Genomic DNA, 14918 nt, shown 5'->3' on the forward strand with positions numbered 1-14918 from the left:
GCTATGAGGCAATCAGAGGACAAGCTTACATTTATGCAGACGCTTATTATGGTAAGCAGTACAATGATCGGTGCTGGCGTCTTAACCCTTCCCCGCTCAGCCGCTGAAACCGACAGTCCGATTGGATGGATCATGATCCTGCTGCAGGGCGTTATTTTTATTATTTTTTCTCTGCTTTTTTTGCCTTTTCTTCAACGAAACAGCGGGAAAACGATTTTTGAGCTCAACAGCATTGCAGCGGGAAAAGTGGTTGGTTTCTTTTTGAATGTATTTATTTCCCTGTATTTTATCGGTATCGTATGTTTTCAGACACGGATTTTAGGCGAGGTTGTCGGATTCTTTCTTTTAAAAAACACACCGATGGCGGTTGTTGTGATCATTTTTCTGGCAGTTGCCATTTATCATGTGGCTGGGGGCGTATACCCCATTGCGAAGGTATATGCATATATCTTCCCTATTACAATTATTATTTTTCTCATGCTTTTGATGTTTAGCTTTCGTTTGTTTCAGTTAGATTTTATACGGCCCGTTTTTGAAGGCGGCTTTCAAAGTTTTTTTTCTTTATTTCCTAAAACCCTTTTATATTTTTCTGGATTTGAAATTATTTTTTATCTCGTTCCCTTTATGAAAGATCCAAAGCAGGTAAAAAAAGCTGTCGCCTTTGGTATTGTAACCTCAACTGTTTTCTACAGCATTACTTTGTTTATTGTCATTGGCTGTATGAGTGTGGCTGAGGCAAAAACAGTGACGTGGCCGACGATTTCACTCATTCATGCATTAGAAATCCCGGGCATTTTTATTGAACGGTTTGACCTGTTTTTACAGTTAACTTGGACAGCACAGCAATTTGCATGTATGCTCGGCTCCTTTAAAGGGGCGCATATCGGATTAACAGATATCTTCCACCTGAAAAATAAAAACAATCCTTGGCTGCTTACTGCATTGCTGGCTGTTACATTTTTTCTATCAATGTTTCCTGAAGATCTTAATGCCGTGTTTTATTACGGTACACTTCTCGGATATATATTTCTAGGCATCATTGTAATACCATTTTTCATCTGGTTTTTAAGCTGGATACAGAAAAAACTGGGGAGGGGGCAGCTGCAATGAAGACAATGCTGAAACTTTTTGTAATGGTTCTGATGCTGCAGATGCTCTGCGGATGCTGGGATGTAAAAAATATTGAAAAATTGTCTTTCGCGAGAGGACTTGCGCTCGATGAAACGGATAACCACCAGTATAAATTAACATACCAAAACCTTCTTCCCCAAAGTGAAGACAGCCAAGCATCCGGAAAACCCGAATTTGTCAATGTGACATCCCATGGGAAAACCATTCTAGAAGCAGTCAGTGATGTATCCATCAAGGACCCTCCTATTTATAGCGATCATTTAAAAGTCATTCTTCTTGGAGAAAAGCTAATGAGGAATCAAAACATAGATCAGGTCTTCAATCATTTTATCCGGGATGATGAGCTGCGGCGCAGCAGCTATTTGATGGCAGCAAGAGGGACAGCCGGAGATATTTTCACAAAAGGAAGTCCGAAGCAGCAGCTGCCGATGCCTTCCGAAAAGCTAATTGATCTGACCAATAACAGCGGGTATAACGGGAAGATTATGATGCCGCTTCGTATCGGCAGAGCTTCTATCTATTGCCAAAATGGCTACAGTTTTCTTATTCAAGCCGTAAAAAACCAAAAGGGAAAAGCAAAGTATGACGGGGCAGGCATTATCAAAAGCGGCAGCAATAAACTCGTCGGATTTCTTTCTGCTGATGAAACCCAGACACTGACCTGGGTCATGGGGACGATCCAAGGCGGCGTTATGCCGACAACAGTTAAAGGTCATCCGATTACGTTTGAGGTTAAAAAGTCGAAATCTAAAATCAAGCCGTCCATTGAAAATGGGAAGCCTGTCTTTCAGGTCTCTGTCAAAACAAAGGGTTTCCTGACAGAAGACCAAAACCCGAATGAAAACTCCTTTAGCAAAAGATATTTGCACAGGCTGGAGAACATTTTTGAGAAAAAGCTTGAACGAGACGTAAAGCAGGTAATGGATAAACTGCAGCACGAGTATAAAACCGATCCGGTCTTTTTATCAGACCACATAAGGATTCAACACCCTGACTACTGGAATAAAGTAAAAGGGCATTGGGATGAAATATTTTCTGAGGCTGATTTTAAGTACGATATTTCTTTTAAAATCATTAACTTTGGCACGGTGGGAAAGTAAGCAATCAAAAGGGTGCGCATGATCGCGCACCCTTTTTTATGTTCCGACAGTCTGCTGTTTTCCAGCTGATCCTCCCTGCCCGTTTTTGTTTCTTAAGTCCTGCTCAATTTCTTCAAGGCTTTTTCCCTTTGTCTCTGTCACTTTAAAACGGACAAATAAGAACGCCATGATACCGATCGCCGCATAAATCAGGAATAAATAACTGATGCCGATCGCTTCCATTAATATTGGATAGGTTAATGAAACAATCAATGTCCCAACGTGCAGCATCAAGGTAGATACCCCGGTTCCGATCCCTCTGACGTGAAGGGGGAACAATTCAGGAAGCATCACCCACACAACCGGTCCCCAGCTGACTGCAAAGACAACAATAAAGACACCTAAACAAATGACTGTCGTCCATGAGGCAGCAGGAGTGTTATCGAAAAAGAGATTTACTAAAGCGAGAACGATCAAGCTGATCACCATTCCCGCATTCCCGAATAGCAGTAACGGCTTTCTTCCAATCTTGTCGATGATTTTAATCGCTACTAATGTCATGAGAACATTGACTGTGCCGATTCCGACTGTGCCTAAAATCGAAGCGGAATTTCCGAATCCGACGTTTGTAAAGGTCTTTGGCGCATAGTAGATGATCGTATTCGTTCCGATAAATTGCTGCAAAAAAGCGAGTCCCAAACCTGCAATAAGCGCTGGGCGCACCCATGGATCGAACAGCTCCTTCAGGCCGCCTTCATCCTGCTTTTCCGCTTCTTTTATATCATGTATTTCCTGATCAATATCTTTTGTGCCACGCAATTTTTCAAGAATTTTCTTCGCTTTGCTTTCTTCGCCATTCGTGAACAGCCAGCGCGGGCTCTCCGGCATAAACAAAATGCCAATGAGCAAGAGCAATGACGGCACAGCAGCCAATCCAAGCATCCAGCGCCACGCTTCGGCATCGGCAAATATGTAATTGACAATGTAAGAAAGAAGGATGCCGACCGTGATCATCAGCTGATTCAGCGATGACAGCGCCCCGCGTTTATGTTTTGGCGCCAGTTCAGATAAATAAAGGGGCACGATTGTCGTCGATGTTCCGACTGCAAGTCCCAAAATGATGCGAAACAGCACCATGACTCCCTTATTTGGGGCCAGTGCCACACCAAGACCGCCTATACAAAACAGCAGCGCGGCTGCCATAATTGCTTTTTTTCTTCCGAAACGGTCAGTCAGCTTGCCGGCCGCTCCTGAGCCTAATATCGCCCCAACCAGCAAGGAGCTGACAACAAGACCTTCTGTAAACGCGTTTAAGCCTAACTCCTTTTTCATAAATAAAATAGCTCCGGAAATCACTCCGGTATCATAGCCATATAACGCGCCTCCAAGAGCTCCGAAAAAATAAAGCCATATATTTGACTGCTTTTTCATAAAAATGACTCCCTTTCTCCATCAGCTGAAATGACATTGTCTGTGGGATTTTTTTAGAAATCTTTTAGCCTCTTTTTCCGGCTATTAAACCTTTTTATTTTGCTGATCATAAGTTTTCCAATCATTTACTTGTATTTTTTTCAATGTCACTGAAACATTTTACCTGCTGCGGCGTCCAATATAAGGTGATTCAGCACATCATCATTATCAATTTTCAAAAACAAGAACTTATAAATATAGGAATATTTATCGAAAAATGTCTTTCGAGGAGTTGCCCCATGGCAAAATGAATGGTACGCTTCAAATAATAAAGAAACGTGAGGTATTGATATATGGAAGAACGATCACAGCGCAGAAAGAAAAAGAGAAAACTGAGAAAATGGGTAAAAGTCGTTGCCGGTTTAATGGCTTTCTTAGTCATTGCGGCAGGCTCTGTCGGCGCCTATGCTTTTGTAAAGCTGAACAATGCTTCTAAAGAAGCTCATATTGATCTGAATGAGAATGGTCAATCCGTAAAACGTATTAAAGAATTTGATCCGAAAAAAGATTCTTTTACTGTACTGCTTCTCGGTATCGATGCAAGAGACGCAAGTGGTGAGACAGTTGATGATGCTAGAAGTGATGCCAATGTATTGGTTACTTTTAACCGGAAGAACAAAACAGCTACAATGTTAAGCATTCCTAGGGACTCTTATGTAAATATTCCAGGCCATGGCTATGATAAATTCACTCATGCTCATGCATATGGCGGCGTAAAACTCACGGCAAAAACAGTAGAAAATCTATTGGATATTCCAGTAGATTATGTAGTAGAAAGTAATTTTGCTGCCTTTAAAGATGTTGTTAATGAGTTAAATGGTGTGAGTGTAAATGTAAAAAGTGAAAAAGTTGTTAATCAAATTAAAAAGGATACAAAAGGAAAAGTTGTATTAAAAACCGGCGTTCAAACACTCGACGGGGAAGAGGCACTTGCGTATGTAAGAACGCGTAAAGCCGATACAGATTTTCAACGCGGCCAAAGACAGATGGAAGTCTTAAATGCAATTATTAAAGAATCTAAATCTTTAAGCTCTATTCCAGCCTATGATGATATTGTTGATAGTCTAGGGAAAAATTTAAAGATGAATTTATCGTTAAATGACGCAATCGGTTTGTTTCCTTTTATAGCGTCTTTAAAATCAGTTGATTCTGAGCAGCTTACGGGATCAGACATGTATCTCTATAGCTCTCGTGAGGGCAAAAAACTGTATTACTTGCAGCTTGATAATAAAAAACTTGAAAAAGTAAAAACTGAACTAAAAGATGCCCTAAATAACTGATTTAAACGGAATGGCAAAAGCCATTTCGTTTTTTTTTACTTATTTTGTTGAAAATTATCAAAGTAACGATTAGCCTTAATTTATATGGATTATGTTTCACAGGCAAGCTGAACATACTACACGAAGCAGCTTCATTTTTAAGGAGGTTCCCCTACATATGAAATGTATTGCGATTGATCTAGACGGAACATTACTGAATAAAGAAAGCGTCATTTCTGCGGAAAACAGAGAGGCGATCAAGCGGGCCGTTGATGCCGGCATCCTCGTCACCATTTGCACGGGAAGAGCGACATTTGATGTAAAAGCGCTGCTGAATGACTTGGACATCCCTATCATTGCAGCTAATGGCGGCACGATCCATGACACGGGTTACCGTTTGATCAGCCGGACATTAATGGATCAGGAAGCCGGTAAAGCGATTGCTGATTACTTACTTTCAAAAAACATTTATTTTGAGGTATATACAGATGACCATCTGCTTTCTCCTTTTGACGGCGAAGCTAAGCTGCACGCGGAGCTTGACATTCTAAAGAGCGCAAACCCAAACGAGCAGACGGATGAATTGTGGCAAGGAGCCATGACTCAATTCAAACAGTTTGGCATTAAACCAATCCCTCATATCGAATCGGTTTTTGACGGGAGTGAAAACATTTATAAGCTTCTTTGCTTCTCCTTTGATATGGACAAGCTGAAACAAGCGAAGGAAGAACTGAAGCATCATAAAAAACTGGCTCAAACCTCTTCAGGAAAACATATTATCGAAATCCTGCCGGCCTCGTCAGGAAAAGGACGCGCGTTAACAAAGCTCGCTGACCTATACGGAATTGAACCACAGGATATCTATGCGATCGGCGATAGTCCAAACGATTTATCCATGTTTGAAGTCGCCGGACACCGTATCGCCATGGAAAATGCGATTGATGAATTAAAAGAAAAAAGCACCTTTGTCACAAAAAGCAATGACGAAAATGGTGTGGCCTACTTTATAGACCAGCTTCTTTCAGGACAATATGCATAAAGAAAAGACTCCAGAGATTGGAGTCTTTTTCTTTTATTGCACCCGTATACTTCCTGCGTATTTATCCTTCCAATATGTGCTAGTGTTCATATTGGTGATGGTCACGCCGTTTGATAATGTGACATGAACAACTTGTCCGTTTCCGATATAGGTGGAGGGATTTAAGCTTGTTGATTGAAAGAACACAATGTCTCCCGGCTTCAGGTCCGCCTTCTCAATCTTAGTTCCGGCATTGTACTGGCTTGTTGCGTATCGAGGCAGGGAAATACCAGCTGCTTTCTGGTATACATATTGGACAAATCCAGCTGTATCAAATCCTGTCTCAGGTGTTACTCCGCCCTGTTTATAAGGTACTTCTCCGACATAAAGCGTCGCTTCGGAAACAATCGGATTTTCTTTCGGGATTGTCAGGTTGTCAAATCGGCGAATACCCGTCATCTTCGATTTCCAGTAATCCTCTGACAAATAGGAAATGGTTACTTTTTCTGACCGGCTTGCCTGAATGAACCTGCCTGCGCCCGCATAAATGCCTGCATGTGAAATTCCCGTTTTATACGTATTGCTGAAATAGACGACATCACCAGGCTTTATGTTCTGAGGGGCTACCTTCTCGCCCACTGCCCACTGCTGTTCGGCTGATCGTGGCAGATAAATGCCGAGTGCCTGTTGAAACACATATTGCACAAGCCCCGAGCAATCAAAGCCCTCTGACGGCGTGCTTCCGCCAAACACATATGGGACACCGATATATTTTTCAGCCTCCTGTACGACAGGAACATCAGCCGTTGCCGGATCGGCAGCGATTCGTCTCGCCCCGATATAAGTTCCGCTCCAATAGCTGCTTTTTTTGTAATTGGTGATGATAACCCCTTTTGACTGTGTACTGTGAACCATTTGGCCGTCTCCGATATAAAGGGCGTCATGTGTCGGAACAGTGCCGGTGCTTCCCTCTTTCTTGAAAAACAAAATATCACCCGGCTTCAGGTTTTCCGGCTTTACAGCTGTTCCGATTTTATACTGGTCGTTTACAGATCTCGGCAGATGAATATCAGCCTTACTGAACACATATTGTATCAATCCTGATGGATCGAAACCCTCTTTCGGCGTTTCCCCGCCATATTTATACTGATATCCAAGCAGGTTTTTTGCTTCGCTGACAATCAATTCTGATGATGTATCAGCTTCCGCAATCTCCGCTTTTGTCATAATTGGAACCAAAAAACAAATGATAACCGCCACAAGCAAAAACTTCTTCCAGTTTGCCAGTGTGTTCACTTTTATTATCTCCTCCTCTTTTTGCAGTTTTAACATCGGTATTTTTTTGAATATGTTAAGAGACTTTTTGATATTTTTACAGAATGAATATGCTGGGCAAATAAAAAGAGAGTGTCTCATCAGACACTCTCTTTTTTGAATTATTTATTGGCGTTTACCGGTTCTTCCTGCTGTTGGATTTTATTCATTTCCATATCAATCTTCTGTTTTTCCTGATCTGTCAGCTGATCATTGAATTTAAAAGCTGACATAAACATGAACACGATGGCTACGGCAACAAATGGCCAGATGGCTTTGACAAATTTCATCTTTATCACTCCGTTTATTTAGATTTTAGTTTGTCACTATGATCAATATCAAACGTCAGTTTTCCGTCTTCTACTTTCCAAGCGAAATTAGAGTCTTTCGTCAGTTCGCGAATAATGGTTTTCTGTTTAAGGCTGTCTTTTTTCACAGGTGCAGGTGTCGCTTCATGGATGTCGATCGGTGTCACTTCAAAGCGTCCTGTTCCATTTTTCTTCAGGTGATACTGAACCAGTGCACTGTCTCTTGTTCTCGTCCAGCCTTGGTCAAAGACAAAGTTGCCGAGGCTGTAGAAAATGACGGTTCCGTTATATACTTCAATCGGTTCTAAGACGTGCGGATGATGGCCGACGATGATGTCAGCTCCCGCATCAGACATGGCTCTTGCAAGCTGGCGCTGGCGGTCATTTGGATCATTGTCATACTCTTGTCCCCAGTGTGACTGCACAACAACAATGTCCGCATGTTTTTTCGCTTCTGAAATCATAGGGATGAAGATTTCAGGATCTGCGGGCAGCACGCCCGGCGTATTCTTTTTAGCCGCAAAACCTTTCCCGGACACATCGGTAAAGCCAAGCGTCGCAATCGTTACCCCGTTGACTTTCTGGTACGAAATTTTCTTTTTCGCATCACTTAAGCTGTATCCCGCTCCAACGATATCAAGGTTTTGCTTCGCAAATTCTCCAAGTGTATCTTTCATGCCCTGAACGCCGTAATCCATTGCGTGGTTGTTGGCGCTGTTGAGAACTGTGAAATTCATGTCCTTCAAGACTTTTACTGATTCCTTATTCGTCTGCAGATGAATCTTTTTATCTGCTTGTTTATAATTCTTTTGATAGGTTACCGGGTTTTCAAAGTTTCCTGCTACATAATCCGAAGCTCTAAAGATCGGTTCAACATATTGAAAAATACTGTCTGCCCCTTTTTGCTCCGTTACTTTTTCAACATAGCGTCCCATCATAATATCGCCTACAAATGAGGCTGAGAGTACGTCGTCAGAATACGTTTTGACCTTCGGCGTTTCCGCTTTTCCTGCCCACATGAAAGCGAACATAAGGACAAAAACGATCGGAATGGCAATAAATACGTGCTTATTGGTTTTCTTTTTTTGCTGTTTTGTCAGCTTTAGCAGCTTTTCATGAAAGCTCAGTTCTTTTTTCATCGTTTGACACACCTTACATTAAATTAAGTAGTAAACAAACATGATTGCAAAGGTCGCTCCGCTCAATAGCAGCGTGCTTCCGAACGTAATAGTTAAACCTTGTTTCTGAATGGTATTGGCAATTAAACCTGGCACGATGATGCCGATTCCTCTAAATTCTGCGATTTCAAATGGTACAATCGGGTATAGAAAATCAAATGCGATTTTCAGTACGATCCCTGTTATCAGCATGGCAGCGAATTTTCTGCGTCCGTACAAAATCATAAATTTGGATAAACCGTATTTCACAATGACATACGTGAGCAAGCTCACTAGCAAAACAAGTAAAATAAAGACCGGCTGATTAAACACAAGTCCTAAATATCCCGGTACAACAAGTCCTGCCGGCACGATCCCTGTTTTTTCCGCAAAAATTAAACTGAGTAGTACACCTAAAATTAGTGCGATGTATAAATCTGATCCGAACATGTCTGCATTTCCCCCTAGCTTACGAGCTGCTTTACCTTGTATTCGTGGATTTTTTCAATTAAAGGCTCTGCGGCACCATGAATATTGCCGACGCCATATATGACACGGTTGTGCATTCTTTTCTTTAACAATTCCATAATTTCATCTGTTGACTTATACTCTAGATCATGCAGTTTGTCTGCAGGAATTTTGCCTTCTTCGTAGGCTTTTACGATCGGTTCTGTTGTTTCACCGATTAAGATTAGTTCACTTGCTTCAATATAAGGCAATACGTCATTTGCGAATTGCTGTGTCCGATCGACACGGTCTGCGCGGCAGTTCATGATGATGATCGGATCATCGGTCGGGTAACCGATTTCTTTTACACGTTTCCATATATTCAAAGTAGAAGAAGCGTCGTTTGCGGCAAACCCATTAACAAAGTGCCCAGGCTCGCTCGGACTGATCAGCGGAAGAATTCTCATTGCTCCCGGATCTGGCGGCGCATTCAGCATTCCCTTAAATGCTGTTTCTTCGTCAATGCCGAGTGCTTGAGCCACACCCAGCGCCAGAGAAGCGTTATCAGGGAATACCATGTATTCAAATTTACGTAAATATTCATCTGTAATTTTTGAGTTATCAGCAATGATGACTTTTGTGTTTCGTTCTTTTGCTTTTTGTTTAAAGAACTCGGTATATTCACTATCTGTAATGACAAGATGGCCATTATAAGGAATTGTAGCGGTAAACGCTTCTGCAATTTCATCAAGCGTCGGCCCCATGACATCCATATGGTCTTCTAAAACATTCACAATGACGCCGATATTGGCCTGCAGAAGTTCTTCCTGAAAGATGATTTGATAATCTGGGTTAACAGCCATGCATTCACTGACAATCGCGTTAGCCCCTCTTTCTACTGTTTCTCTCATGACTTCTTTTTGCTCTCCGATATTCGGCCCCTGAGGTTTCCGTTTAATCGGCTTTTCCTCCGGTGTGTCCCAGTAAATCATTCTTGCATCTGTTCCTGTTGTTTTTCCAACAGTTTTGTAACCGGCTTCTATTAATATTCCGGTTGTCAGCCTTGTCACAGTCGATTTTCCGCGGATGCCGTTAATATTCACCCGAACAGGGAGGGCATCAATGTTTTTCTGATGTCGTCGTTTTTCTAATATTCCGATGACCAGTATGACAGCACAGGCTATAATGAGTAACCACATTGCTTTTCGACATCTCCTTCTATATTGTTGTAAATTCATTCATCAGTATATAGAATCACTATGAATTCTCAATCGGCATTATGTAACATAATCTTCCCTAATCGACTAAGCCAAACTTCTCTTTTGAAAGAGATTTTATACCTACAAACTGTTTTCTATTTTTGGAAAACAGCAGGACTTACACCTTATCACTTTTTTTAAAAACCAAAGAGAATGCGCTTTCATTTTTCTCCTGATATCCTTCTGGACGTATAGTCACACCCCGCTGTTTGTATTTAATATGCATTTCAAATCAATCTTTTTTCAGCCTGTGTTATCAAGCATCTCCTGCTATCATGCGTGTTTCCGGTTCTTATGAACACAAAATAGTTTTATCCTGTTTCTTAAGGACAAGGTCATAATGTCATCCTTTCTGCATGGAAGCGGCAATATTAGGCCCATTCCAAAATGACTAATGGGACCAGCCATGAAAACGCTAAACATACGAGTCCGAATTCTCTAACATAATTAAACATTTTCTGGGATGATAGTCTTTTCTGTTTCTCACCATTTACAGGTCTAAACGCATGACTTTGAAACAATTTTAATAAAACTTAATATTTGTTCAAGAAATCTTCATCCATATTTGTGAAGACTTTGTCAAAAAAAGAGTGAAAACCTTAAATTTTTCAATTATATATACAATTTACAAGTAGATTTCTTTTGATATTTTTATTGCTAACTTCGGATTGTTCATGATAATCTATCTATGTAAACGGTTACATAAACAAGGAGGAGCTGTTTTGGCTACAATTAAAGATGTCGCCGGAGCGGCGGGCGTTTCAGTTGCGACGGTTTCCCGCGTCCTGAATGATAACGGCTATGTACACGAAGAAACGCGAACGCGTGTCATAGCTGCGATGGCGAAGCTGAACTATTACCCGAATGAAGTCGCCAGATCTCTATATAAAAGAGAATCCCGACTGATCGGACTTTTGCTCCCGGATATCACAAACCCTTTCTTCCCCCAGCTTGCCCGCGGTGCGGAGGATGAATTGAACCGGGAAGGCTATCGCCTTATTTTCGGCAACAGTGACGAGGAATTGAAAAAAGAACTTGAATACCTTCAAACCTTTAAGCAAAATCATGTCGCAGGCATTATTGCCGCAACAAATTACCCGGATCTCGAGGAATACAGCGGCATGAATTATCCAGTTGTTTTTCTGGACAGAACACTTGAAGGGGCTCCTTCTGTGTCCAGTGACGGCTATACAGGAGGAAAGTTAGCCGCTCAGGCTATCATTCACGGAAAAAGCCAGCGCATTACGCTCTTGAGAGGACCCGCTCACCTGCCGACCGCTCAAGACCGATTTAACGGTGCTTTGGAAATCTTAAAGCAGGCTGAAGTTGATTTTCAGGTCATTGAGACGGCTTCATTTTCAATTAAAGATGCACAATCGATGGCGAAGGAGCTGTTTGCCGCTTATCCAGCGACAGATGGTGTGATCGCGAGTAATGATATTCAAGCCGCTGCCGTTTTACATGAAGCATTGCGGCGCGGAAAAAACGTGCCGGAGGACATTCAAATTATCGGCTATGATGACATTCCGCAAAGCGGACTTCTGTTCCCGCCACTTTCTACAATTAAACAGCCCGCATATGATATGGGGAGAGAAGCTGCCAAACTGCTTTTGGGTATCATCAAAAAACAGCCGCTGGCAGAAACGGCAATTCAAATGCCTGTCACCTATATAGGAAGAAAGACGACAAGAAAGGAAGATTAAGATGCGTAATATTTGTGTGATTGGTAGCTGTTCTATGGATTTAGTGGTCACCTCGGACAAACGCCCAAAAGCCGGTGAAACGGTTCTTGGCACGTCATTTCAGACTGTGCCGGGCGGCAAAGGAGCAAATCAGGCCGTTGCCGCAGCCAGACTTGGGGCGCAAGTGTTTATGGTCGGCAAGGTCGGAGACGATCATTATGGAACAGCTATTTTGAATAATCTCAAAGCTAACGGCGTTTGCACTGACTATATGGAACCGGTTACACATACGGAAAGCGGAACCGCTCATATTGTGCTTGCTGAAGGCGACAACAGCATTGTCGTTGTCAAAGGCGCGAACGATGACATCACCCCAGCGTATGCGTTAAACGCGCTCGAACAGATTGAAAAGGTCGATATGGTGCTGATTCAGCAGGAGATCCCAGAAGAAACGGTTGATGAGGTGTGCAAATACTGCCATTCTCATGATATCCCGATCATGCTAAACCCAGCACCGGCCCGCCCGCTCAAGCAGGAAACAATTGATCACGCCACCTATCTGACGCCAAATGAACACGAGGCTTCGATTTTATTCCCTGAGCTTACCATTTCTGAAGCTCTGGCGCTTTATCCGGCAAAGCTCTTTATTACGGAAGGAAAACAAGGCGTCCGCTATTCGGCTGGCAGCAAAGAGGTGCTCATCCCGTCCTTCCCTGTAGAGCCCGTTGATACAACCGGAGCCGGTGATACGTTTAACGCAGCATTTGCCGTGGCCCTGGCTGAGGGAAAAGACATTGAAGCCGCATTGCGGTTTGCCAATCGTGCCGCTTCCCTTTCTGTCTGTTCCTTCGGTGCCCAAGGCGGAATGCCGACAAGAAATAAAGTAGAGGAGCTGCTGTCATGAAAAAACACGGTATACTGAACAGCCATCTTGCCAAGATTTTAGCCGACCTTGGCCACACTGATAAAATTGTCATCGCGGATGCCGGACTGCCGGTTCCTGACGGCGTTTTGAAAATTGATCTTTCACTGAAGCCGGGCCTTCCGGCTTTCCAAGATACAGCGGCAGTGCTCGCTGACGAGATGGTCATCGAAAAAGTCATTGCTGCAGCTGACATAAAAGCATCCAATCAGGAGAATGCGAAATTTCTAGAAAATCTTTTCTCTGAACAAGAGATTGAATACCTTTCTCACGAGGAGTTTAAGCTGCTGACAAAAGAAGCAAAGGCAGTCATAAGAACAGGAGAATTCACACCATATGCCAACTGCATCCTGCAGGCGGGTGTGCTTTTCTAGAAAGGAGGATGAAACATGCAGATTGAAATGAAAGACATTCATAAAGCATTCGGAAAAAACCAGGTGCTGTCAGGTGTTTCCTTTCAGCTCATGCCTGGCGAGGTTCACGCATTAATGGGAGAAAACGGCGCCGGCAAGTCCACGCTTATGAACATTTTGACAGGCCTGCACAAATCGGATCATGGTCAAATCAGCATAAACGGAAACGAAACGTATTTTTCCAATCCAAAAGAAGCGGAACAGCATGGAATAGCCTTTATCCATCAGGAATTGAATATCTGGCCGGAAATGACCGTTCTTGAGAATCTATTTATCGGTAAAGAGATATCCTCCAAGCTGGGCGTCTTACAAACAAGAAAAATGAAAGCGCTAGCAAAGGAGCAGTTTGACAAACTCTCCGTCTCTCTTTCTCTTGATCAAGAAGCCGGCGAATGTTCCGTCGGACAGCAGCAAATGATCGAAATCGCAAAAGCGCTTATGACAAATGCCGAGGTCATCATTATGGATGAACCGACCGCAGCGTTGACTGAACGTGAAATCAGCAAGCTCTTTGAGGTCATTACAGCGTTAAAAAAGAACGGCGTCTCCATTGTCTATATTTCGCATCGCATGGAAGAAATTTTTGCGATTTGCGACAGAATTACCATCATGCGTGACGGAAAAACGGTAGATACAACAAACATCTCAGAAACTGATTTTGATGAAGTCGTCAAAAAAATGGTCGGACGGGAGCTGACTGAACGATATCCAAAACGCACTCCTTCTCTCGGTGACAAAGTATTCGAGGTGAAAAATGCCTCCGTAAAAGGGAGTTTTGAGGATGTCAGCTTCTATGTGCGTTCCGGTGAGATCGTCGGTGTTTCAGGATTAATGGGAGCCGGCCGGACAGAAATGATGAGAGCGCTGTTCGGCGTTGACAGGCTGGACACGGGTGAGATATGGATCGCTGGGAAAAAAACGGCTATTAAGAACCCGCAGGAAGCCGTGAAAAAAGGTCTCGGCTTTATTACAGAGAATCGCAAGGATGAAGGGCTCCTGCTCGACACCTCGATCCGCGAAAATATTGCCCTGCCCAATCTGTCCAGCTTCTCACCAAAGGGTCTCATTGATCATAAGCGGGAGGCTGAATTTGTCGATCTGTTAATCAAACGCCTCACTATCAAAACAGCATCACCGGAAACGCACGCACGCCATTTATCAGGAGGAAACCAGCAAAAAGTGGTGATAGCCAAGTGGATCGGCATCGGACCGAAAGTGCTTATCTTGGATGAGCCAACCAGAGGTGTGGATGTTGGCGCCAAACGAGAGATTTATACGCTGATGAATGAGCTGACCGAACGCGGCGTCGCTATCATCATGGTGTCATCAGAGCTGCCTGAAATTCTGGGAATGAGCGATCGGATTATCGTTGTCCATGAAGGCAAAATCAGCGGAGAAATCCATGCGCGAGAAGCAACACAAGAACGAATTATGACACTTGCCACGGGAGGGCGGTAAT

General features: G+C 42.9%; 14 protein-coding genes. 8 read left to right on the forward strand and 6 right to left on the reverse strand.

Going from position 1 to position 14918, the window contains the following annotated elements:
- Positions 1 to 3: 3 nt before the first annotated feature.
- Positions 4 to 1110, forward strand: coding sequence for a spore germination protein GerBB (locus tag KXZ66_RS18860; protein ID WP_021480748.1), 1107 nt, complete (start codon positions 4 to 6; stop codon positions 1108 to 1110).
- Positions 1107 to 2231, forward strand: coding sequence for a spore germination protein GerBC (locus KXZ66_RS18865; RefSeq protein WP_070547902.1), 1125 nt, complete (start codon positions 1107 to 1109; stop codon positions 2229 to 2231). Before KXZ66_RS18860 ends, KXZ66_RS18865 begins: the two co-directional genes overlap by 4 nt.
- A 36-nt stretch (positions 2232 to 2267) precedes the next feature.
- Here the strand turns inward: KXZ66_RS18865 and KXZ66_RS18870 are convergent, their stop codons facing one another.
- Positions 2268 to 3641 (reverse strand): sugar porter family MFS transporter, encoded by a 1374-nt coding sequence (locus KXZ66_RS18870; RefSeq protein WP_070547904.1) that lies wholly within the window; start codon positions 3639 to 3641, stop codon positions 2268 to 2270.
- Between the two features lie 332 nt (positions 3642 to 3973).
- Here KXZ66_RS18870 and KXZ66_RS18875 point away from each other — a divergent pair, with 332 nt between their 5' ends.
- Both KXZ66_RS18875 and ywtE read left to right on the forward strand, forming a co-directional pair.
- Positions 3974 to 4960, forward strand: a complete 987-nt coding sequence (locus KXZ66_RS18875) for an LCP family protein (protein ID WP_015384821.1) — start codon at positions 3974 to 3976, stop codon at positions 4958 to 4960.
- A 157-nt stretch (positions 4961 to 5117) separates the two neighbouring features.
- Positions 5118 to 5978: a 5-amino-6-(5-phospho-D-ribitylamino)uracil phosphatase YwtE gene (ywtE, locus tag KXZ66_RS18880; RefSeq protein WP_003227900.1), complete on the forward strand. Its 861-nt coding sequence runs from the start codon at positions 5118 to 5120 to the stop codon at positions 5976 to 5978.
- A 33-nt stretch (positions 5979 to 6011) separates the two neighbouring features.
- Here ywtE and pgdS read toward each other — a convergent pair whose 3' ends face one another.
- The 5 genes from pgdS to pgsB form a co-directional block, all read right to left on the reverse strand.
- Entirely contained in the window at positions 6012 to 7253 is a 1242-nt protein-coding gene (gene pgdS, locus KXZ66_RS18885) for a gamma-DL-glutamyl hydrolase (protein ID WP_151870016.1), read from the reverse strand.
- A gap of 140 nt (positions 7254 to 7393) precedes the next feature.
- Positions 7394 to 7561 (reverse strand): extrachromosomal elements maintenance protein EdmS, encoded by a 168-nt coding sequence (edmS, locus tag KXZ66_RS18890; protein WP_003227896.1) that lies wholly within the window; start codon positions 7559 to 7561, stop codon positions 7394 to 7396.
- A 14-nt stretch (positions 7562 to 7575) separates the two neighbouring features.
- Complete coding sequence (gene pgsA, locus KXZ66_RS18895) at positions 7576 to 8718, reverse strand: capsular polyglutamate synthetase PgsA (protein ID WP_003227891.1); 1143 nt, start codon at positions 8716 to 8718, stop codon at positions 7576 to 7578.
- A gap of 18 nt (positions 8719 to 8736) precedes the next feature.
- Positions 8737 to 9186: a poly-gamma-glutamate biosynthesis protein PgsC gene (pgsC, locus tag KXZ66_RS18900; protein ID WP_003227889.1), complete on the reverse strand. Its 450-nt coding sequence runs from the start codon at positions 9184 to 9186 to the stop codon at positions 8737 to 8739.
- A gap of 14 nt (positions 9187 to 9200) precedes the next feature.
- A complete protein-coding gene (pgsB, locus tag KXZ66_RS18905) occupies positions 9201 to 10382 on the reverse strand; it encodes a poly-gamma-glutamate synthase PgsB (protein WP_003227883.1) in 1182 nt (393 codons plus the stop codon).
- A 782-nt stretch (positions 10383 to 11164) separates the two neighbouring features.
- Between pgsB and KXZ66_RS18910 the strand changes: the two genes are divergently transcribed.
- The 4 genes from KXZ66_RS18910 to rbsA are packed head-to-tail and all read left to right on the forward strand — an operon-like array spanning position 11165 to position 14917.
- On the forward strand, positions 11165 to 12145 hold the full coding sequence (locus KXZ66_RS18910; RefSeq protein WP_015714821.1) for a LacI family DNA-binding transcriptional regulator: 981 nt from the start codon (positions 11165 to 11167) through the stop codon (positions 12143 to 12145).
- 1 nt (position 12146) lies between these two features.
- On the forward strand, positions 12147 to 13028 hold the full coding sequence (rbsK, locus tag KXZ66_RS18915) for a ribokinase (protein WP_031315363.1): 882 nt from the start codon (positions 12147 to 12149) through the stop codon (positions 13026 to 13028).
- Positions 13025 to 13420: a D-ribose pyranase gene (gene rbsD / locus KXZ66_RS18920; protein WP_021480755.1), complete on the forward strand. Its 396-nt coding sequence runs from the start codon at positions 13025 to 13027 to the stop codon at positions 13418 to 13420. The genes rbsK and rbsD overlap by 4 nt, the downstream gene beginning before the upstream one ends.
- Positions 13421 to 13435: 15 nt before the next feature.
- Positions 13436 to 14917, forward strand: a complete 1482-nt coding sequence (gene rbsA, locus KXZ66_RS18925) for a ribose ABC transporter ATP-binding protein RbsA (protein WP_151870015.1) — start codon at positions 13436 to 13438, stop codon at positions 14915 to 14917.
- Position 14918 lies beyond the last annotated feature (1 nt).

This window comes from Bacillus sp. LJBS17 (assembly GCF_019334685.1).
Lineage (GTDB): Bacteria > Bacillota > Bacilli > Bacillales > Bacillaceae > Bacillus > Bacillus subtilis.

What these genes read in the sequence shown, in the direction of transcription:
- KXZ66_RS18860 (WP_021480748.1), top strand. Translation starts at nt 4, where the DNA reads ATGAGGCAATCAGAGGACAAGCTTACATTTATGCAGACGCTTATTATG.
- KXZ66_RS18865 (WP_070547902.1), top strand. Translation starts at nt 1,107, where the DNA reads ATGAAGACAATGCTGAAACTTTTTGTAATGGTTCTGATGCTGCAGATG.
- KXZ66_RS18870 (WP_070547904.1), bottom strand. Translation starts at nt 3,641, where the DNA reads ATGAAAAAGCAGTCAAATATATGGCTTTATTTTTTCGGAGCTCTTGGA.
- KXZ66_RS18875 (WP_015384821.1), top strand. Translation starts at nt 3,974, where the DNA reads ATGGAAGAACGATCACAGCGCAGAAAGAAAAAGAGAAAACTGAGAAAA.
- ywtE (WP_003227900.1), top strand. Translation starts at nt 5,118, where the DNA reads ATGAAATGTATTGCGATTGATCTAGACGGAACATTACTGAATAAAGAA.
- edmS (WP_003227896.1), bottom strand. Translation starts at nt 7,561, where the DNA reads ATGAAATTTGTCAAAGCCATCTGGCCATTTGTTGCCGTAGCCATCGTG.
- pgsA (WP_003227891.1), bottom strand. Translation starts at nt 8,718, where the DNA reads ATGAAAAAAGAACTGAGCTTTCATGAAAAGCTGCTAAAGCTGACAAAA.
- pgsC (WP_003227889.1), bottom strand. Translation starts at nt 9,186, where the DNA reads ATGTTCGGATCAGATTTATACATCGCACTAATTTTAGGTGTACTACTC.
- pgsB (WP_003227883.1), bottom strand. Translation starts at nt 10,382, where the DNA reads ATGTGGTTACTCATTATAGCCTGTGCTGTCATACTGGTCATCGGAATA.
- rbsK (WP_031315363.1), top strand. Translation starts at nt 12,147, where the DNA reads ATGCGTAATATTTGTGTGATTGGTAGCTGTTCTATGGATTTAGTGGTC.
- rbsD (WP_021480755.1), top strand. Translation starts at nt 13,025, where the DNA reads ATGAAAAAACACGGTATACTGAACAGCCATCTTGCCAAGATTTTAGCC.
- rbsA (WP_151870015.1), top strand. Translation starts at nt 13,436, where the DNA reads ATGCAGATTGAAATGAAAGACATTCATAAAGCATTCGGAAAAAACCAG.